This is a genomic window from Sphingomonas sp. SRS2 (assembly GCF_000971055.1).
In the GTDB taxonomy this organism is placed as follows: Bacteria; Pseudomonadota; Alphaproteobacteria; order Sphingomonadales; family Sphingomonadaceae; genus Rhizorhabdus.
Genome location: NZ_LARW01000093.1, coordinates 12,801 through 33,094, shown reverse-complemented (window position 1 = coordinate 33,094; position 20,294 = coordinate 12,801). Strand labels below are relative to the sequence as shown.

Annotated in this window: 20 protein-coding genes; 11 read left to right on the top strand and 9 right to left on the bottom strand. The window is 60.6% G+C overall.

The window, feature by feature from the left end; translation table 11 throughout:
* From WP12_RS13100 to WP12_RS13050, 11 genes are all read left to right on the top strand, one after another.
* A complete protein-coding gene (locus WP12_RS13100; RefSeq protein WP_007015406.1) occupies positions 1–333 on the top strand; it encodes a DUF190 domain-containing protein in 333 nt (110 codons plus the stop codon).
* Positions 334–486: 153 nt separating this feature from the next.
* Entirely contained in the window at positions 487–984 is a 498-nt protein-coding gene (locus WP12_RS13095) for an SRPBCC family protein (protein ID WP_039858486.1), read from the top strand.
* A gap of 732 nt (positions 985–1,716) precedes the next feature.
* Positions 1,717–4,221, top strand: coding sequence for a heavy metal translocating P-type ATPase (locus tag WP12_RS13090; protein WP_007015409.1), 2,505 nt, complete (start codon positions 1,717–1,719; stop codon positions 4,219–4,221).
* Between the two features lie 55 nt (positions 4,222–4,276).
* The gene (locus WP12_RS13085; protein WP_007015410.1) at positions 4,277–4,732 is read left to right on the top strand and encodes an MgtC/SapB family protein; all 456 of its coding nucleotides are present in this window, start codon (positions 4,277–4,279) and stop codon (positions 4,730–4,732) included.
* A 77-nt stretch (positions 4,733–4,809) separates the two neighbouring features.
* Positions 4,810–5,229 carry a hypothetical protein gene (locus WP12_RS13080; protein WP_235399130.1) on the top strand — a complete coding sequence of 140 codons (420 nt, stop codon included), beginning with the start codon at positions 4,810–4,812 and terminating at the stop codon, positions 5,227–5,229.
* A gap of 81 nt (positions 5,230–5,310) precedes the next feature.
* Positions 5,311–6,060 (top strand): HAD-IIB family hydrolase, encoded by a 750-nt coding sequence (locus tag WP12_RS13075; RefSeq protein WP_007015412.1) that lies wholly within the window; start codon positions 5,311–5,313, stop codon positions 6,058–6,060.
* A 71-nt stretch (positions 6,061–6,131) separates the two neighbouring features.
* Positions 6,132–7,463, top strand: a complete 1,332-nt coding sequence (locus WP12_RS13070) for a TolC family outer membrane protein (RefSeq protein WP_039858499.1) — start codon at positions 6,132–6,134, stop codon at positions 7,461–7,463.
* An 84-nt stretch (positions 7,464–7,547) separates the two neighbouring features.
* Positions 7,548–7,955, top strand: coding sequence for a hypothetical protein (locus WP12_RS13065; protein ID WP_235399129.1), 408 nt, complete (start codon positions 7,548–7,550; stop codon positions 7,953–7,955).
* 10 nt (positions 7,956–7,965) lie between these two features.
* Positions 7,966–8,649, top strand: coding sequence for a ZIP family metal transporter (locus WP12_RS13060; RefSeq protein WP_039858502.1), 684 nt, complete (start codon positions 7,966–7,968; stop codon positions 8,647–8,649).
* A 282-nt stretch (positions 8,650–8,931) separates the two neighbouring features.
* The gene (locus WP12_RS13055) at positions 8,932–9,501 is read left to right on the top strand and encodes a cytochrome b (RefSeq protein WP_007015416.1); all 570 of its coding nucleotides are present in this window, start codon (positions 8,932–8,934) and stop codon (positions 9,499–9,501) included.
* 133 nt (positions 9,502–9,634) lie between these two features.
* Positions 9,635–10,147, top strand: coding sequence for a superoxide dismutase family protein (locus WP12_RS13050; protein WP_235399128.1), 513 nt, complete (start codon positions 9,635–9,637; stop codon positions 10,145–10,147).
* A 305-nt stretch (positions 10,148–10,452) separates the two neighbouring features.
* On the opposite strand, the gene WP12_RS13045 is transcribed toward WP12_RS13050, so the two are convergent.
* From WP12_RS13045 to WP12_RS24855, 9 genes are all read right to left on the bottom strand, one after another.
* Positions 10,453–11,415 (bottom strand): arsenic resistance protein, encoded by a 963-nt coding sequence (locus WP12_RS13045; protein ID WP_007015418.1) that lies wholly within the window; start codon positions 11,413–11,415, stop codon positions 10,453–10,455.
* Positions 11,412–13,322, bottom strand: a complete 1,911-nt coding sequence (locus WP12_RS13040; RefSeq protein WP_443027869.1) for an FTR1 family protein — start codon at positions 13,320–13,322, stop codon at positions 11,412–11,414. Before WP12_RS13040 ends, WP12_RS13045 begins: the two co-directional genes overlap by 4 nt.
* A gap of 622 nt (positions 13,323–13,944) precedes the next feature.
* A complete protein-coding gene (locus WP12_RS24865; RefSeq protein WP_152663991.1) occupies positions 13,945–14,634 on the bottom strand; it encodes a hypothetical protein in 690 nt (229 codons plus the stop codon).
* Positions 14,635–15,388: 754 nt separating this feature from the next.
* Complete coding sequence (locus tag WP12_RS24155; RefSeq protein WP_081474083.1) at positions 15,389–15,682, bottom strand: TFIIB-type zinc ribbon-containing protein; 294 nt, start codon at positions 15,680–15,682, stop codon at positions 15,389–15,391.
* Positions 15,683–15,715: 33 nt separating this feature from the next.
* A complete protein-coding gene (locus tag WP12_RS13025) occupies positions 15,716–18,223 on the bottom strand; it encodes a heavy metal translocating P-type ATPase (RefSeq protein ID WP_039858509.1) in 2,508 nt (835 codons plus the stop codon).
* Between the two features lie 51 nt (positions 18,224–18,274).
* Positions 18,275–18,634, bottom strand: coding sequence for a hypothetical protein (locus WP12_RS24860; RefSeq protein WP_007015428.1), 360 nt, complete (start codon positions 18,632–18,634; stop codon positions 18,275–18,277).
* Between the two features lie 235 nt (positions 18,635–18,869).
* Positions 18,870–19,463: a cation transporter gene (locus WP12_RS13020; RefSeq protein WP_007015429.1), complete on the bottom strand. Its 594-nt coding sequence runs from the start codon at positions 19,461–19,463 to the stop codon at positions 18,870–18,872.
* Complete coding sequence (locus WP12_RS13015; RefSeq protein ID WP_039858511.1) at positions 19,456–19,965, bottom strand: SRPBCC family protein; 510 nt, start codon at positions 19,963–19,965, stop codon at positions 19,456–19,458. Before WP12_RS13015 ends, WP12_RS13020 begins: the two co-directional genes overlap by 8 nt.
* A gap of 45 nt (positions 19,966–20,010) precedes the next feature.
* Complete coding sequence (locus tag WP12_RS24855) at positions 20,011–20,220, bottom strand: hypothetical protein (protein ID WP_152663990.1); 210 nt, start codon at positions 20,218–20,220, stop codon at positions 20,011–20,013.
* Between the last annotated feature and the right edge of the window lie 74 nt (positions 20,221–20,294).

The window sequence follows — 20,294 nt, the reverse complement described above, 5'->3', positions numbered from 1 at the left end:
ATGAAACTGCTTCGCCTTTATACTGATGACGTAGCTTACATTGGCGACCGCAAGGTTTTCGAATATGTAGCCTCACTTGCGCAAGAGTGGAAGCTCGCTGGCGTAACCGTGCTTGAAGCGCGGCTCGGCTTTGGCCGCTCGGCCCATCTCCATCAGCGCCACGTCTTCGAAAACGACCGGGCAGTTGTCATCGAGATCGTTGACGACGAGGACAAATTGCGTCCCTTCGCCGCAACGGTCGCGGCGACGGCAGACATCGGGCTTATCACGCTGGAGGCCGTCGAGGTCGTCGGCGGCAAAGCCAACCTTGCCGTCAAAGAGTCAGCCGCATGACCTGCCTTGAGTTCCATTTCCAAGGGACGGCGGCGCGATCGTGCATGCCGACTGCCCTGCTTCATCGCAGGAATCCGATGCTGAGCGAGGAAGAAGGCCGCGTTCACGCGGCCTTCCGTTCGGCGAGGCTGCGAACCGTTGGGACAGACAGCCATGAAGGAAGAAACAGCATTCAACTATAACATGTCCGCCCTCAGGGTGTGGTCGTTGCTCGCCGATCTCCACGGCTTCGCTCGCTGGCATCCAGTCTATCGCATCACTGGCCAAATCGAGCACGGAGCCGAATTGGACATCACGTGGCTGTTTTTTGGGGGGGATCGAAAGATGAAAACACAAATGATCATCAACAAGCTCATCAAACCCCGGACAATAGGATGGGAAATGGGAGTTCGCGGCTTCCTTACCTTCGACGAATACTACGAGATTGATCCGATCGCGAATGGAGTTTGCATCCATCATGCCGTCGAAGTTCGAGGCATTTTTGGCCTGGTGCTGGGTCGACTGATGCGAAAAGGACTTCGGCGAACAATGCGCCATCAGGACGCTGCATTTCTCTCGCTTCTTCGTAGGCAATCGAGATTGCCTCAATCTGCGCGGCATCGGCAGCGGCCTATCAAGATGCCACCACGGCCAGGCAGGGCCAATGACTAGCGCGATCCAAATCAAAGCGGTGGCAAAAAGCCTGCGCCATACAAGCATTACCTACCCGGTTATGCTTGGGTCCACAAAGCACGCCCACGCCGCCGCAAATACTCTTTCCCAGAGCAGCTTTAACGACATGTCGGCAATCGACCCCCGCAAGCCATCGCCCCCCCGCGCGCTTGTGAGAAGGGTCCGCGCCGTGGGCGTCAACCCTGGGCGCCCACGGCGATTGCATCTGAGGGGCTGGCCGTGAAGAGATTCTTAGAACATTCGAAGCAGCAGAATCTGCCGTGTTGGTCGATCGCTATCTTCACCGGGATCATTGCCATCATCGGTGCAGCAGGTTGCTCAGCAGACGCCGACAATGCGGCCAAGAGCGATCATGATCGCAGAGCTATCGCGGGACAAGTCGTCAGACATAGCTATGTCTGCGATGATCGTTCGAGGGTGGATCTAGATTTCCTACTCGATGGGCTGACAATCGACCTCAGGGTTCTGCCAGATGGCAAGCCTGAACGCCTGACAGCGCCTGCGATGGGCCTAACCTATGTTGGCGACCAGGCGAACGTAGCAATTTCGAACAGCGACATCGCGATAATGCGCCCTGACAAGCCTACGCGTGTTTGCCGCCGAGCCCCGCTCGACCCGCCCAAGGATCAAGCGCGTCCTCCCTGACAGCCCACTGATCGATCCCAGGGGTGCAGGGCCATGCCAGCGCCCTGCTACAAGACAGGACCACTCATGACACAAAAGCTTCAGCTCGATATTCCCCTCATATTGCCCGAGATCACTGACGCTTCCGACGCGTGTGTCGAGCGTCTGACCTCGGAACTGGCCGCACGGCCGGGGGTCGAACAAGCGCACATCATGGTACCAGACAATGGTACGCCTGCCCTACTGTGCATTCACTATGATCCTGAAATCGTCTCTTTATCCCGCATACGTGAAAGTGCTCACGCTGCAGGTGCGGCGATCACCGGACGTTTCGGGCATCTTTTCTATGAAGTGGAGGGGATCGCCCACCAGCGGCGTGCCCGCACAGTCGTCGGCCGGCTGCGGGCGCTTCCGGGTATCATAGAAGCGGGCGCGAGCGCATCGGGCCAGCTCCGCGTCGAGTTCGACCGGGAAAAACTAACCGAGCGACAGATCTCAGACGCACTTCTTGAATTGGGAATAACGCCGCGCAACATGCCAACTGCAAGCCGGCCGACTCCGGCCGGCAGCGAAGAGCACGGCGAGGCTGACGGACACAAACATGCCGGGAGGGATCATGCAGATCATGATCATGCTCACGGCGCCTTCCTCGGCCCGAACACCGAGCTGATTTTCGCACTTGCCTGTGGCGGGTTGCTCGCGATCGGTTTTGCCATCGAGAAACTCGTTGCCGGCGCGCCGCTGTGGCTCCCCACCGCGCTCTACGTATCGGCCTATGTCTTTGGTGGCTTTTTCACGCTGCGCGAGGCGATCGAGAATCTGAAGCTGCGCAAATTCGAGATCGATACGCTTATGCTTGTGGCAGCCGCGGGTGCAGCGGCGCTGGGTGCATTTGCGGAAGGTGCCCTGCTCCTCTTTTTGTTCAGCCTTGGACACGCTCTGGAACATTACGCGATGGGTCGCGCAAGACGGGCGATCGAAGCGCTCGCCGAGCTGACGCCTCCGACAGCTATCGTTCGTCGCCTCGACGGAAGCACCGAGGAATTGCCGGTCGAGGAATTGGTATGGGGCGATATCGTCGTAGTGAGGCCTGACACGCGCGTTCCCGCCGACGGCTTCATCGTCAAAGGCACAACGTCGGTCAACCAGGCACCGGTGACGGGCGAAAGCATGCCCGTCGACAAGCGGCCAGTCACAGACGACGATGCAGCACGCGCCAATCCGGATAAGCTGGATCGAGCCTATCGCGTATTCGCCGGGACCATCAACGGCAGCGGACTGATCGATATCGAGGTCACGCGTCTTTCTAGCGAAAGCACGCTCGCGAAGGTCGTCAAAATGGTGAGCGAAGCGGAGACGCAGAAGTCCCCCACGCAGCGGTTCACAGATCGGTTCGAGCGGGTGTTCGTTCCGGTGGTCCTAGCTTTGGCCGTGCTGCTCCTATTCGCCTGGACAGTCGTGGATGAGCCGTTTCGCGATAGCTTCTATCGCGCCATGGCCGTCTTGGTGGCAGCTAGTCCCTGCGCACTGGCTATTGCCACGCCCAGCGCGGTCCTGTCGGGCGTTGCCCGCGCCGCGCGAGGCGGCGTTCTCGTCAAGGGCGGTGCCCCGCTCGAACTGCTTGGCTCGCTCGAGGCTATCGCCTTCGACAAGACCGGCACGCTCACCATGGGCGAGCCGCGCATCGAGCAGATCATCCCGGCGACCGGCGTGGACAAGCAGGAGCTTATGGCGATCGCAGTAGCGGTCGAATCCTTGAGCGATCATCCACTGGCGCAAGCAATAGCACGTGACGGGCGCGATCATGTCGGAAACCGTTCCATCCCGCAGGCGGAAAGCCTGAAGAGCCTGACGGGTCGCGGCGTCTCGGCCCTTGTCGGTGAAGATGAGGTCCTGATTGGCAAGCCGGGAATGTTCGGCGCCGATGGCATCCCGCCACTGTCTCCCGCGATGGTGGAGGCCGTCGAGCAATTGCGAGAGAGTGGACAGACCAGCATGGTCGTGCAGCGCGATGGCCGCGATCTTGGCGCGATCGGCTTGCTCGACACGCCGCGCGAAACGGCCAAGGCCGCGCTCAAGCGGCTGCACGAAATCGGCATCAAGCGGATGATTATGATCTCCGGCGACCATCAACGGGCGGCCAAAGCGATCGCGCGTGAAGTGGGGATCGAAGAGGCATGGGGCGATCTCATGCCGGAGGACAAGGTGGAGGCGATCAAGAAGCTGCGCGCCGAAGCGAAAGTCGCGATGGTCGGCGACGGCGTCAACGACGCGCCGGCGATGGCGAGCGCGACGGTCGGGATCGCGATGGGCGCGGCGGGTTCGGACGTCGCGCTGGAAACGGCCGATGTCGCGCTCATGGCCGACGATCTGTCGCACTTGCCTTTTGCGGTCGGGCTCAGCCGCACCACCCGTTCGGTGATCCTGCAGAATGTGTTCGTCAGCCTGGGTGTGGTCGCCCTCCTGGTGCCGGCAACCATTCTCGGACTTGGTATCGGCCCGGCAGTGGCGGTGCATGAAGGGTCGACGCTGCTCGTGGTGTTCAACGCTCTCCGACTGCTCGCCTATCGCGATGCGGAGGGACGACGGTGAACAGATCCATGGCTGCAGCCTGTGACATATTCCCGATCCGGATGGGGTCTGCCGAATGACGTTTCCACCGTGGTCCGAATCCCTCACGCACATCTTCAGCCTGGCGATCGCCTATGCCCTCGCGTTGCCCGTTGGTTGGGATCGCGAGAAGGACGAACGCAGCGCCGGCATTCGAACCTTTCCGCTGGTCGCGATCGCCAGTTGCGGCTTCGTGCTCGTCGGGATCGCGATCCTCGGCCGCACCTCGCCGGCACAAGCGCGCCTGCTGGAGGGCTTGATTACCGGCGTCGGCTTCATCGGTGGTGGCGCGATCTTGAAGCATAAAGGGAAAGCGTCTGGCACGGCGACTGCCGCCAGCCTGTGGGCGACCGGCGCTCTCGGGGCAGCGGTGGGCTACGGCCTTTACGATATCGCGCTGGTGCTTAGCCTGACAACCTTCCTGACGTTGCGCGGCTCGCGGCCGCTGAAGCGCGCAACCCATGACGACATCGACGCATCGGACAGCCCGTGAAGCACATCTGGTCCTCCGATGCCCGCCTGAAACGGCGCCTGCGGGTTCTGGTCGATCGGGCTTGGGCCGATCGGTGTGTGGCCGATCCCGAGGTTCGCAAGGAGGATAGGCATGTGCGGCTCGACCGCTGGGCGGTATTGCTGGAACGCGATCCCCGCCAGATTATCGGGCTTCTCTCTCCCTCCTGGGCCGGCGAGGACAAACGAGGGCCGCTGTTCTCCAGCCCGAGTGCGATCGACGTCGCATGGGACGATCCGATCCTGCGCGTCATGGGCCTGAAAAGCCGTGCGCGCGATGATGTGAAAGCATTTTTCGGTCTGTCGGACGCCGAACTGGACCGGATTGTCGCGGGGTCTTGGCGCGTCCGGCTGCGGCCAGCCTGGCAGGTCGCCGCGCGCATAAGGAATGTCGGCGATCCGCGGGCGGAGAGGCTGGTCGTGGTGGGCGTCACAGCAATCATCCTGATCTTAGTGGCGGTCATTCAGTGGCTGCGATGAAGGATCTGTGCCGAGAGAAAGTCTGATGTCAGCTATGCACTACCCCCTTCTCGCCGATCGCGCTCCAGCAGGTGATGCGACATGAAGTGGCTGATCGTCTTCGATCTCGACGGCACTCTTACCGAAAGCAAACGCCCCTTGTCTGCCGAGATGGCAGCGTTGCTCATCCGCCTGCTCGCGCTGGCGGATGTCGCGGTGATCTCGGGGGGTGATTGGCCGCAATTCTATAGACAAGTCGCTTCGCGATTGCCGGCCGACTCAGCGCGTGATCGATTATGGCTGATGCCCACCACGGGCACCAAGCTCTATCGCTTCATCAACGGCGAGTGGCGCACAATCTATGCCGAGTTGTTCGATGAAGCGGAAAAGGCGAAGATCCGCGCTGCCTTTGACCACGCGCTGTCAATAGTGAGAGTCGCCGATGAGCGGGCCTGGGGGGCTCGGGTCGAAGATCGGGGAAGCCAGATTACCTTCTCTGGCCTCGGCCAGAACGCACCACTGCTCGCGAAGAAGAGCTGGGACCCGGACCGCGCCAAGCGCATCGCCCTTCAAGAGACGCTGCGCGCGGCGCTGCCGGGCCTGTCGGTCAATCTTGGCGGCACGACGTCGATCGATGTGACCCGCGAAGGTGTCGACAAAGGCTACGGCCTGAAGCGGCTAAGCGAGGAAAGCGGCGTGCCGCTGGCGGGAATGCTGTTCCTCGGCGATGCGATCTATCCGGGCGGCAACGACTATCCCGCCGCGCAGACCGGCGTGGACGTGGTGAAAGTGCGCGATGTCGATGAGACCGCGGCCGTCATGTCAGCGATCATCGCGTGTCTGAAGCGCTGAGCCTCGCTGCCGCCGCTCGCCGCGCCGAGGACGGCGCGATTGCTTACTTTTCAGAAAAATGGAGATACGCTATGAACTCATTCCCAAGATTCGCCTGGATTGCCCTACCACTTATCGCGGCGAGCCCCGCGCATGGCGAAACCCTGCGCGAGGCGTTGATCCATGCCTATCGCACCAATCCCAGCCTGACCGGGGCGCGGGCTGGTTTGCGCGCCACGGATGAAGGTGTGCCGATCGCGAAGGCGGCGGCGCGCCCGGCATTGAGCGCGACCGCCGACTATCAGGAATTTGTCGTGCGTTCTGCCAATAGCTTCTCCGCGCCCTTGCGGGCCACGAGCGCAAATGCCAACGTATCGTTTCCGCTCTATCAGGGCGGCCGCGTCAAGAACGGGATCCGTGCAGCCGATGCGCGCGTGGAATCGGGCCGTGCGAACCTGCGCTTCACCGAAGCCGATCTCTTCACGGCAATCGTCTCTGTCTACATGGACGTTATGCGCGATGACGCGATCGTAGGATTCAACCGTCGCAATGTCGCTGTCCTCGAAACCAACCTTCGGGCTACGCACGATCGCTTCGAGGTCGGGGATCTGACCCGTACCGATGTCGCGCAATCGGAGGCACGTCTTGCCGTGGCCCAAGGCCAGCTCGAAACGGCGCTCGCGCAACTCGATACCAGCCTGGAAAATTATCTCCGTTTCGTCGGCCTGCCCGCACGCGATCTGGAATCACCGCCGGCGCTGCCGGGTCTACCACGATCGTCCGCCGATGCCGTCGCCATTGCCGTCGAAAACAATCCGCAGCTTGTCGCGGCGAAGGCCGATGCCAAGGCTGCGCGCTACGATGTCCGTGTAGCGGCGGCCTCGCGCTTGCCCACGCTCTCGGTTGTGGGAAGCAGCGGCTACAACAATTATCTCGGTACGCTCGCGAGCAACATCCCCGGACGCGTGTTCCAGCAGGCCCAAACGACGGCGACCATCGGGCTTTCAGCGACGATCCCGCTCTATCAAGGCGGCCTGCCGGCCGCCCAGGTGCGGCGCGCAACCGCGCTCGAAAGCCAGGCGATCGAGCAAATCATCTTCATCGAACGGCGCGTCGTTGCCGAAGCGCGCGCGGCCTATTCGCGCTATCTGGCCGCGCAGACGGTGATCCAGTCGTCCAAGACCGCGATTGCGGCCAACACGCTCGCCCTGGAGGGGGTTCGGGCGGAAAACAGCGTCGGCACACGCAATGTTCTCGACGTGCTCAACGCGGAGCAGGAACTGCTCAACAGCCGCGTCCAGCTCGTCACCGCCGAACGCGATGCATATGTTGCCGGATTCACACTGCTGGCCGCGATGGGGCGTGCCGAAGCGCGCGACCTCAACCTTTTTGGAGGCACACTGTTCGAACCGGGCTTCAAATGATCGCGGTCCGGCACCGGGCGTTGTTGCCCATGTCGGATCGGTATGCCCACGCTCGTAAGCACCTACCATCGAAAGGAGATTGCCATGACATGCCCCTCCAAGGAAGCTGACCTCCCGGGCCGGACTGCGCGGGCGCGAAACCTTATTCTGCTGGCATTGCCGTGCGCCGCTTTGCTTGCCGGGTGCTCCGGCACCGACACGGCCGACACATCCAGCAACAACCAGGCGGAGGCTCCACCCGTCGCGATGCCGCCACCGATCGTTGCGAGCCATACCTATCGGTGCGTCGGTGGCGACGTCATTTATGTGGATTTTCTCAAGGACGAATTGTCGATCAATGTAAGGCAGGGGTCTTCCGGTCCGTCAGCGCGGCTGACAGCGCCCGCCCCCGACAGCACCTATGCCGGAAATGGCATGACCCTTACCGTGTCCGGTAAGGACATCGATGTTCGCGAGCCGGGTAAGCCCTCGCGCAAATGCGCTCGCGCCTGAGGGGGTGTTGATGCCAGCGATCGCCTATACGATTATCCCGGTCGCGGCCGTTATGGCCGGGGCGCTCCTGTCGCTGTTGCGAAGGCCCAGCGCGAGCTTTGTCAGCGCCATGCAGCATCTTGCCGCAGGCGTGGTGTTCGCGGCGGCCGCGACTGAAATCCTGCCGCAGATCAAACACGATGCCTCGCCCTTTGCCACGCTCGTCGGCGGCATGATCGGCGTCGGCGTTATGTTGCTTCTAAAGGAGCTCGAAGGACGCGCGAAAGGCCCGGTGGCGATGCTCAGCGCTGTCGGCATTGACATTCTTGTCGATGGCCTGGTCCTCGGGCTGGCATTCATCGCTGGGCAGAAGGCTGGCGTGCTTCTGACCGTTGCTCTGACGCTGGAGGTGTTGTTCCTCGGTGTCACCGTCACGGCCGAACTCAGTGAGACGCTCGCGTCAAAACTGCGCGTGATCGCAACCGTATTCGGGCTCAGCCTGCTCTTGCCACTAGGCACCACAGTCGCCATGCCCGTCGCCATGTTACCGACGCCGGTAATCGTGGGCCTCCTGAGTTTCGGTCTGATGGCACTGCTCTACCTCGTCACCGAAGAGTTGCTTGTCGAAGCACACGAGCGACCCGACAGTCCACTCATTAGCGCGATGTTCTTTGTCGGCTTCCTTGGCTTGCTGCTGATCGATGAGTTGATGTAAAAGTCCCTTCCAAAGAAGATGCCTTTGCAAAGATCATTGAGTGATGGCCGAGCATTGGGTCGCACGTGTCTAGCCCGGATGATCTGGTTTGCTGTTTGCCGGCGAGAGCAGCGATGTGATTGTCTGGGGATCCAAGCTAACCTCACGGCGCGCGCCGGAAGCACGTTGGGCTTGCGGCCCGCACAAGCGCTCACAGTGCTTCTGCGTAACCGGTCAGCATGCGCTGCAAGCAACGGGCTTGGACTCATGCTACCCTCGCCAGAGGCTGCCGGGGACATATCGATGCAAGAAGCCAAATCTCGCTATTCCATTGTTTCGATCATCCTCCATTGGACGATCTTCATCCTCATCTTCGCCAATGCGACGTTCGGGGGTTGGATGGAAGATGCGGCGCCTTCACAAAAGCTCGGCTATTACCAACTCCACAAGTCTGTCGGCATCACGGTGCTGCTGTTGAGCCTGTTCAGGCTGGGTTGGCGGATCTCACATCCCTGGCCGCCCTTCCCCCAAGATATGTGGTTTTGGGAACGGGCGCTGGCGCGCGGCACCCATATTGTCTTCTACGTACTGATGATCGGTGTCCCGTTGCTGGGATGGGCCGCGGCGTCAGCAGGCGCTACGCCCGAAGTCCCGCTCTATGGAGTGCTGCCAGCCCCTAACCTGCCACTACCGCAGGACGAGGATGTTGCAGGAGCGCTCGGTGATTCGCACAAGATCATGGTTAAAGCGATCTACGTCGTCCTCGCCTTACATGTGTTGGGCGCTCTAAAACACCATTTCATAGATCGCGACCTCGTGCTGCATCGCATGTTGCCTCTTGTCGGTCGCAAAAAGGCGAGGAATATCCCATAGCCATCCCTCCGGCGACAAGCGGTCTGGGCCGGGTCCGGAAAGGGCACTGACCGGCGACCCTCCGCAGTCCATTGGACGAGGGTAAATAATTCACGCGGAAGGAGATAGAGCGATGAAATATGGGATAGCGGCTTTGACGATCCTGGGACTCGCAACGGCAACCGCGGCGATTGCGCAAACTTCCGCGCCGAAAGCCGTCAAGAGCGACATCGTTCAGGCCGGCGGCGGCAAGATCGGAGAGGTGACCTTGACCAACGGTCGCAGTGGCGTGCTTCTGCGTCTGACGGCGTCCGGGCTGACGCCTGGCTGGCACGCCATGCATTTCCATGCGACTGGCGATTGCTCCGACCAAGGCTTCCAGAAATCGGGCGCGCATATCAACCACGAGGATCACAAGACACCTCACGGGCTTCTCAATCCGGAAGGGCCGGACTTTGGGGAATTGCCGAATATTCATGTGGCGGCGGACGGCACCGTCAATGCCGAAGCCTTCTCGGCACTTGTCTCGCTGGACGCAGCGTCATCCCGGCCGAACCTTCTCGATGCCGATGGGTCCGCCCTGGTTATTCACGCCAGCCCCGATGACCATGTCACGCAACCGATCGGCGGGGCGGGCGCACGCGTTGCGTGTGCCGTTATCCGGTAAGCGCCAGCATACCCAGCACGGGACGCGTGCGGTCCGCCGATCGACCGCATGGCGGATTTTTAACGAATTCGGCGAGGTGCGCCTTAGCCACGCCGTGTTCGGCGCGACCAATGGATGGAGAGAATAACGCGTTTACGCGCCGCAAAAGCGGCGACCCAGAAAATCAGCAACTTTCCGGCCCGCAACTTGAGTGAAATTTAGAAGGTAGGATAATATGATCATAATCAACCCGCGCTCAGCTTGATATCTTCCGGCGCAGATCAACCAGTAAGTGGAGAAAACGAACGACAATTTCCAATTGAATCCTATTTATTACCCAGAAGCGGCATCAGCCTGATGTAAATGAGCGAAGCAACAAGCTCGACAAGCGTCTGAGTGACAATGACGGCGGGCAGCAGCGGTATCGCGCCGGGCACAGCTAGCGCGAGCGGTAATACCACAAGCGAATTGCGCGTAGCTGCGCTGAAAGCGACCGCGCGGCTCGCTGGCGCGTCCAGCCTGACGAGACGCGCGACGCCCCAGCCAACCAGCGGTGCCATCGCTGCAAAGGCGATGTAAAGCGGCGCGACCGCTAACACGGTTGCCACAGCCGGACCGAGTTGCGGAACGACGGCGGCGATGACGATGAACAGGACGAGCGCCGTCGCGGGCACCGGGAGCAGCCCGAGCGTTTCAGCAACGCGGGTGCCCGCTGCGCTGCGAGCCGCCCACATCTGACAGAGCACGGCGAAGGCCAGCGGTATGGCAATCAGCCACAGGAAGGCGTGAACGAACGGCCTCATCTGCATCAGGTCTGCGGCCTGCGACCCGAGGAACAGGGTGAGCCATAGCGGCAGCAAGAGCATCTGCACGACGAGGAGTACCGGCGTCGCTGCTAACAGCAGCCGGGCGTCGGCGCGGCCGAGATGGGAGAAGGTGACGACATAGTCGATGCACGGGCAGAGCAGCACAATGAGGATCCCGAGCCGGACAAGCGGCTCGGGCGGCGCAAACTGAACGAGGATCATCACCAGGATGGGCATGGCCGCGAAATTGACAGCAAGCAGTGCCCCGAAGAACCGGCCATTGCGGAACGCCTCACGCAACGAGGCGAGCGGCACCTGCAAGAAGGTCACGAAGAGCATGAGTGCCAACGCCGGACTGATTGCTGGCTCCAGACTCTCAGTGCCGCTGAGTACCGCGGCGACGACTGCAGCGAGACAGACCGCCACAAAATACATCGCGACCTGCCGCGTCTCCAACAGGTCCCGCAGTTCCTCTCGCCTCATGCGGCGCTCGCCTGCGCTGCACGCCGGTTCCAAAGGAAACCGAGCGCGAGCAGCACCAGCATAGCGAATTGCGCGAGGATCGTTTCACGCGTCGAATAAATCCCGAGCAGGTCGCTGCGTGGGAAACCGGGCCAAGGCGTGATCGGCAGATAGCCCGCTTCCTGCAGCGCGCCAGTACCCTTGCCGATCAGCACCACCGCCAACACCGCGATCAGCGCCGAGCTATAGGCGAAGAACTTGCCAATCGGCAGCGTGCGGCTGTGGCGCAGCATGACGAAGGCGATGACCGCCAGCACCGCGATCGCGGCGAACGCACCGGCGACGACCGCGCCGCCATTCCCCTGGCTCCAAATTGCCGCGTAGAACAGGATCGTCTCAAACACCTCGCGATACACGACAATGAAAGCCAGGGCGAACAGGAACCAGGCCGAGCGCCGGTTGAGGGCTCGGCCGAGCTTGTCGCGGATATAGCGTTGCCAGGCATCAGCGTTGCTCTTGCCATGCATCCAGATGCCGACCCACAGCAGCACCAACGCCGCGAAGACGCCACCAAAGCCTTCAGTCAGTTCGCGGCTCGCCCCACTGATGGTAATGAGCCAGGTTGCGGCTGCCCAGGTGCCGGCCCCGGCGAAGAGCGCAGCGATCCACCCGCCATGGACATAGGGAAGCACGTCGCGCCGATCAGCCTTGGCGAGGAACGTTATCATGGCGATGACGATCAGGATCGCTTCCAGCCCCTCGCGGACGAGGATGGTGAAGGCGGCCACGAAACTCGACGTTGCAGAGGCTTCGCCTGGTGCCAAGGCGCCTTCCGCGTCTTCGAACAGATCGTCGAGCGTTGCGGCATGCCCCCTGACCGTATCGACCGGCTCACCGCGCGCGATCGCAGCGCGTAGGTCCGCCATCGCGCCCTCGATGCGGATCATCAGCGCATTGTCACGCGCAGAAAGCACCGCCTCGACCGGCTCGAACCCATCGAGATAAGCCGACAGCGCCAGATCGGTCGCGGCCTTGCGCTCACCGCGTCCGTAAGCTGCAAGCGCTTCATCCAGCTTCGCACGCGCCAACGTCAGCGTGCCAGTCGCCTGCGCTGCAGCGACCGCTTCGGGATGGCGCCGCAAATAGGACATCAGCGCTTGGGCTTTGTCCTCGCCGATTTCTGCAGCCAGCGCGGCCGGCGTCGTGCCGACCAGCTTCTCGAGATCGAGACGTGTGCGCAGATCGGCATCGCTATTCCACAGCGCCTTACCGCTTGCCACCAGCTCTTCTGGATAGGCGAGCGACCCGGCATAAAAAGCGAGCGCCCAGCGATCCTGCGGCGGCAGGTTCGCGAAGCTTGCCATGCCGGTACCGTCCAGGCCCTGCTCGATCACCTGATAGAGCGCGAAGATGCTGCGTTCGCGCGCGCGCACTTCGTCGGTGAAGGCGATCGCGGGCGGATCGAGGCCCGCGGCCTGGGGACCATCGCCCTTGCCGATGGTGCCGTGGCAACTCGCGCATTGTTCGGCAAAGAGCGCCTTGCCGCGCGCCAAGTCCGGCGCAAGCGTCGGGGCGAGGGGCACCGGATAGGATTTGATGAGATCGGCGGCGAGGCCACGCGCCGCCATAGCGATGGCCGGTGCGGGCAACTTAAACGCGACGATCCGTTCGAGGCGGGCCGCCTGTCGGGAAAGTTCGGCCTTCGCGGATGACGCGGGCAGTTCGCCGATCAGCTTGCTCGCGGTGGACGAAAACTCGACCATCTCGTCGAACTCTGCTTGGTTGACCACCTTTCCGTTCTCGACGGCTTCAGGATAATCGACCGCGATATAGTCAAGCAACCGCCAGATGGTTTGCGCGGGCGCCGTCTGCGCCGACGCCGGAGCACTGAGGCAAGGAAATGCCACCATCAGGAACGTAAACAGCAAAAAGATTTGTCGCATTGCGTCGCGACTGCAGCGCATTAGCAGACCTAGAAAGGACTGCTCCCTGTTTCGCCACGAAGCGGCGCCGATCGCGGGTTCGCGCGCGGCGATGCGGTTATTGCTCATCCGATCGCTCTGTTCCCGCCGCTCGTCCAGACGGCTTCATTTCAAGTAATACTGAACCATTGAATGGCCTATGGACGAAGATCAAGCGCTCACTGCTTTCACTGCCATTTCGAACCAGACCCGCCTTCGGAGCGTGCGACTTTTGGTCGTTGCCGGCACCGACGGTCGATGCGCCGGTGCTATCGCCCGAGCCTTGGGCGGCGCGCCTGCATCGCGCATCTCATTCCATCTCAGTCTGCGCGAGCAATCCGGCCTCGTCGGAAGCCCCCGGGAAGAACGCTCGATCATCTATAGCGCTGTTTTCCCAGCCCTATCCGAGCCGACCGAACTTCTCCCCGCCCGGGTGGCAGAGCGCCGAAACCGAATGAATTCCGACTCCCATCCGTCGAGCGACACCAAGTAGTGACCAAGACGGAAAACTCCTCCCTGACGGATCGAACGAAGGGTGACGCTTCGAAGCAATGCTCCTCGTCGGTGCGCAATCTATTCGCGGCTCAGTTCACATTCCGCTGCCTCGCCGCCGCAAGAAGGCAAAGTTGTGGTCATACCCTGTCACCCAAATTCGGGGCGGAAGATGTGCGAAGTTTCGAAAATCAAACCATCTGCACGCGGCCTCCTCCAGCAAGGAAGAATGAACGCGCCGGTCATTCCAGCCCAGAATCAGAGTTCCATCGAGCTCCAATGCGCCAGCACAAGCCGCCAAGGAGCGCAACTGGTCCGAAAAGCGGTTTACCCCGAAACCAAGCACTCCAGTCAGAACGATCGTCCTGAACACGGTATCAGGGAACAGTTCGCCAATCTTTGTCACGCAACCTGTCTCGTGTCGCCCCTCGACGCCATACACGGATGCGTGAGGATCCTTGTCCAGCGTCCAGCAAACACCGCCGTGTTCCTCAAATTGAGCCGGATATTCACACGTATATGCACGAACACCAACGAATAGGATATTTCCAGCCCGACGCGCGACCTCCGGAAAAATGTGCTCCCTCATGACAAGTCGATCGGGGGCAGAAGCAATGTCGGCGGTTCGCTGCGCCTGAGACATGCGAGCACGACGCAAAAGTTTACGAACTGCGCCTCGTCGCGGCGCGACAAGAGCAGTCTCCAAGAAAACACTTAACGGTCGATCAGAATGCCAACCCAAGTCAAACGCCCGCCCGTCGGGGGACTTATCGTTAGTAATTTGCATAATTAATCCTGTCAGCAATGGCTGCACCCATCTGATACCAGAATTGGTCACCAAGCTTTTCGTCCGCCTCGTGCGTTCATCAACGCACCTTCCTGACCCGAAAGAGCCCGAACCCAACTGCTGAAAATATCCGATGCGCAATAATGTAATTTATCAAAGCGGCGTCAGGACATGACGCGAGAGGATCGGGAATCTATGGGAGGCCTGAGCCTAGGTCCGGCTGACCAGCTTGCAGCCGCGACTGAATCTGACAATCCTGCTGGGTTCCTTGGATAGTAAGAGAACTCTGCTGCGGCATCGCTTGACACCCCAATCAAGCCGGGTCCCTCACATCCGGCATGGTGGTGATCACCCGCCTTCCCCTCTGAAACCGGTGATTGATGTGATTCGAAGTAGCTCGATCCGAGCTTGAAGCACTCAGTGACCGCCGGATTCCAAGGTTGCGCTACATCAACAGCATAAATTGCGGCTAAAAGCGCGACCACGAGTAGTGCCCATCGCCGCAAGGTCCAGATCGTGCTCACAGGATGACGTCGATGATGAACGCCAACCCGACTTAGTCGTTGCTGGAGAGCGTTGCTCAGGACCTTAGGCAATCAAACATATCCTCCAGCAAGTATCTCGCCGCCGGGCAACACGCAGTCAGGCGGAGAACCTCCGGCTCCTCTTGTGCCTGAAATCTTCGAAAGATTGACCATCCCCTGCAACACCGCAAAACGAGTAGAAGATACCCGACAGTGGCAAGATCATGCTCTCAGTCGAACAGTTCGGAAAGAAACCCGCGCCGCCGCTTACCACCATGATGACCTGAGTACCCGTGCCCCCTGCGATCGTCACTGTGCTGTCGGTCAAAGTTGGGTGAAAGCCGACCACGAGGCTCTTCGACACGTTCTGAGCGCTCGATGATTTTGTCGAGTTCACCCCGATCGAGCCAGACACCCCGACATTGCGGACAATAATCAATCTCCACACTCTGCCGCTCGGAAAGAGTCAGTTGAACCCGACAGACCGGACAAAGCATACTTTGCTTGGAAGAAGCTTCATTCATTCTCTGTCTCCTCTCATCAAAAGGATTTGGATGTCAGGCAGCGTTGCTGTCGCGATAAGCAAGCAGCCGCAACGCATTGAACACTACCAAAAGTGTGGATCCCTCATGCACCGCAACCGCTGGACCAATACCGAGACCGAGAATGGTCGCCGGCACCAGAAATGCGACTACGCCGAGGCTGACGAAGACATTCTGGCGGATTACTGACCGCGTGGTGCGACTGAGGCCAACCGCGAACGGCAGATGCGACAGGTCATCGGCCATCAGGGCGACATCCGCCGTCTCGAGCGCGACGTCTGATCCTGCGGCCCCCATGGCGATGCCTACCGTCGCGCTCGCCATGGCGGGAGCGTCGTTAACACCATCGCCTACCATCGCGACCTTTGCCTCGCCGCGCAGCTTCTTGATCGCTTCGACCTTGTCTTCTGGCATGAGATCGCCCCATGCCTCGTCCAGTCCAACCTGCGCGGCGATGCCTTCGGCCGCCCGCTGGTTATCCCCCGAAATCATGATCATCCGCTCGATACCGATGGCACGCAGCCGCTCAAGGGCTTCTCGTGCGGTGTCTCGCGGCGTGTCCATGAGTCCGATCGCGCCCAGGTCGCGATTGTTGCGCCGCACAATCATGGTCGTCTGGCCGCCTTCCCGCAGCAGTTCGATTGTCGTCTTCATCTCATCCGAAAGCGCCGGAAGACCATCAGCCCCGAACATCTCGGGCTTGCCAATCAGGATTTCATCCTCGCCCACAATCGCCGACACGCCCTTGCCCGTCATGCTCTTGAGACTGCTCGCCTCGGGTATCATGCGGTCGCCGATATAGTCGCGTCCGTCACGTGCTATCGCTTGCGCCAGCGGATGATCCGAAAGGCTCTCCACCGCGACCGCGATGGCCATTAATTCTTCCTGCGTAACGCCCGCTGCCGGCACGATGCGTTGAATATGCGGCTCGCCGCGCGTCAGCGTACCGGTCTTGTCGAACGCAATGGCCTTCAATGATCCCAGCAATTCGAGGGGGGCACCGCCTTTGACCAGCACGCCGCCACGCGCGGCTCGCGCGACACCGGAAAGGACCGCACTCGGCGTGGCGATCGCAAGTGCGCACGGGCTCGCGGCCACCAGCACCGCCATGGCACGATAGAAGCTGTCTCGGAAAGGTTCATCTACAACGACCCAAGCGAACAGCAATGCGAAAGCCAGCAGAAGAACTAGCGGAACGAAGATCCGTTCAAAGCGATCGGTGAATCGCTGTGTCGGCGACTTCTGCGTCTCCGCTTCGCTGACCATCTTGACGACCTTCGCAAGCGTGCTTTCGCTTGAGAGACGCGTGACCTCGATCTCGATCAAGCCGCTACCGTTGATCGTTCCCGCAAATGTTCGGCTCGCCGCGTCGACTCGGTCCGGGTTGGCCCTGGCTGCTTTTTCATCTGGAACGGCATGCTTATCGACAGGCATACTCTCGCCGGTCACGGGCGCCTGGTTGATGCTGGTCGCTCCCTTGGTGATAAAACCATCAGCTGGCACACGCGCGTCGGGCTTGACGACGATAATATCGCCCAGCACCAGCTCCTCGACGGCTACTTCCTTGGTACCACCCTCTTGCAAGCGAAGCAGTGCTGTTTGAGGCGCCAGTTCCGCCAGCGCCTCGATAGCCCGCTTCGCACGGCCCATAGCATAATGTTCCAGAGCGTGGCCGAGGCTGAACAGAAAGAGCAGCAGGGCACCTTCCGCGAAAGCGCCAAGCGCGGCAGCACCGGCCGCCGCAACCAGCATCAGTGTATCAATCTCGAACTTGCGGCGCTTGAGATTGTCGATTGCCTCGCGAAGCGTAAAGAAGCCGCCGAAGACATAGGCCGCAATATAGAGCGCGGTCGGCAACCAACCCGGCGCGCCCGCAACCAGCTTCTCGATGGCGAAGCCAACGCCGAGCAGCGCGCCGCAAGCGAGCGCAAAGATCAACTCGGTGTTCGGCCCCAGAAAATTGCCATGATCATGATCGTGACCGGCATCCTTTCCGGCAGCCTTGTGGGGATCATGCTCCCCTGGCCCATGGTCATGACCGGCATGGGCATCGCTTGTCGGCAAGACCAGAGAACGCCTTGTTTGGCGGACGCTCATTGCTGCGAGAGCATCCTGAAGTTTCCGCTCGGAAATCCGTTCGACATCGAACTCGATACGGACCATGCCTGCGGCATTCGCGTCGGCTTCCAGAACTCCCGGCAGGGCTCGCAATTGCTCGCCGACCGCGCGGGCCTTGCGCTGATGTCCGATGCCTTTGACCGACCAGAGGACGTGACCGTAGCGCTCGGCGATCGCTGCGCCCGCGGCACGTGCAATATCGCGAATGCGCGACAAGGAAACCGCTTCCGGATCGTAATGGATGCACAGCAGCGCCGGCTTATCCCCTTCAGGAGCAAGGATATGCGCCTGATCGATGCCCGGTCGCGCAATCAGGTTTTTAGTCAACCGATCGACGCAACCATCGCTCGAATCCGGGATTTCAGGAAGAATGAGGGGAATTTCGAGTTGCAGTTTTTCTGTCATCACCTTGTCCTGTCTGGCGGCGCTACGGCATATCGTGTAACGACGCTGCGTCTAATTAGGATGCAGCTTATCCTGGGAAGCGTCAGTCTTCACTCGGCGGCACGCTTTTGCCGGAATGTCGGGGCGAAGGATCAGTATCTTTCCACTGACAATTTGTAGATTAATACCGTCACCGAAAAAGGGCACACCAGTTCCCGGTGAAATCAGCCTTCTGGTCTCGCCATCGGGCAGAATCGTGAGATCAAGTGTCAGGCCATCACCCAGAAAATCGACATCGACTTTCGTTCCATCTTCGCAGATGTAAAGATGCTGACCGATCATTCCCGCTACCGAGGTCCGAGCCTGATTTCCATCGGTGGAGTCATCAGTCGGCGAAGAACAACCGGCATTGCCCAGAAGCAGCGCTCCCATACCCAGTAGCGCCAAGGGCCGGAGGTAAAGACTGCGGTGTGAACGAAGTCGAGCCAGCATAGCTACATCCAACCTTCGCCAAATCCTTCGCCGTGGACACCTGGGGCAAGGCATCCACGGCGCGGCTCCTTCTCACACCACCGCCCGGGGGAGACGATGGTGGGGGAGCGTCCCCGAAGGAACCCGCTGCGAGCTTCGGCGATCGTTCTGCTTTCGCATATGTCTGCGCGCCGTCTCATGATTTCTGGTGCCCCTTCCGCCGGGATTCTGCACGAGCATCGGCAAGGATCTCTACGCCGCCTTTCATGGCAATCAGCGCAGTGAGAAAACCGACGATCAGATCGGGCCAGTTGGTCTCAAACCAAAGCACAAGACCGCCCGCAATGAGAATACCGCCGTTGGAGATGAAGTCGTTGAGGCTGAAAGTCGTTGCAGCTCGCAACGCCACATCGGGTTGCTCAAGCTTCTGGAGAAGCCGAAGGCAGATGTAATTGACGATCGCTGCGCCCGCAGACATCGCCATCATCGCCGATCCTATGGGCTCGCTGCCATACGCATAGCGCCGCCCCACATCGAGTAGGATACCGAGCGAAAACAGGAGAAGCATCACGCCTGAAACGCTCGCAACACGCGTTTTCCAAAGGGCGCCCCGACTTAGCGCGATCAGGCTCAGCAGATAGACAAGAGCGTCGGAAAGATTGTCGACACCATTGGCGATCAGCGCGCTTGAGTCCCCCGTCAAACCGACGACGAAGAATGCTGCGGAAATTCCAGCATTAAGAATGAGGACGATCCACAAAGTTCGCCGCTTGGAACGCGCTTCATCCATCGTTGGCCGCCTTCCGGGCATGTCGCGCAGCCTGGGCACGCCGCCGCTGCCGGTTCGGCACGGACCCAGCGCTGCGCATCTCCTTCTTCAAGAATCGGACAAATGCGCCGTCTTCGGCGCGCAGCGTCGCACGCAGCCCCCGCTTGGAGAACATGCTCATGATGCGGCCAAATAGGCCCCGATAATTCACTGCATGTCGAACTTCACAACCCGAACCGACACTTTTAAACGTATAAGTTTCATCATAGATAACCATGCCGCTGATCCCGATCGTCCAGCAGATCCGATCCGGTTTCTCGGCCAAAATGAGCGTCGCTTCCGCTTTTATGCGATATTGGCCCCGAAACAGCGCGTAACGCAGCGGCATAGGCTTGTCGGGCTCGGCCTCTACCTCTTCGAAACAATAAATTGGGTGCCACAGAGTAAACGACTTGAAATCGGTCAGATGAGACCAGACTCTGATCGGGGACATATTGATCGTGAAACTGGTTTCTTCTTCCATCGCCAATGTGACCTTTCACGCCGGCGCGAGCGTATACGTGACTACTCACATCCGCTCTCGCTTGCCGTCATGCATCGAGATTGTCGCCGCCCCGTCTGATGGCTCGGGTGGTGTTGGAGGATCGCGCTCGCCGCGATATTCTACATTGATCGACTCAACCGTTTCGATCGACACGCCGGGGATCAGCACGCTAAAGCGCGCCGAACGTCGAACACGCGTAGCAAGCGAACCAGTCCAGCGGGTGTCCCTGCTCACCCGACCGTGAGCCCCGGAGACATCGACGGAGACGTGAAGATGTCCCCAATGCACTGTCCGGGCCATGCTCGCTC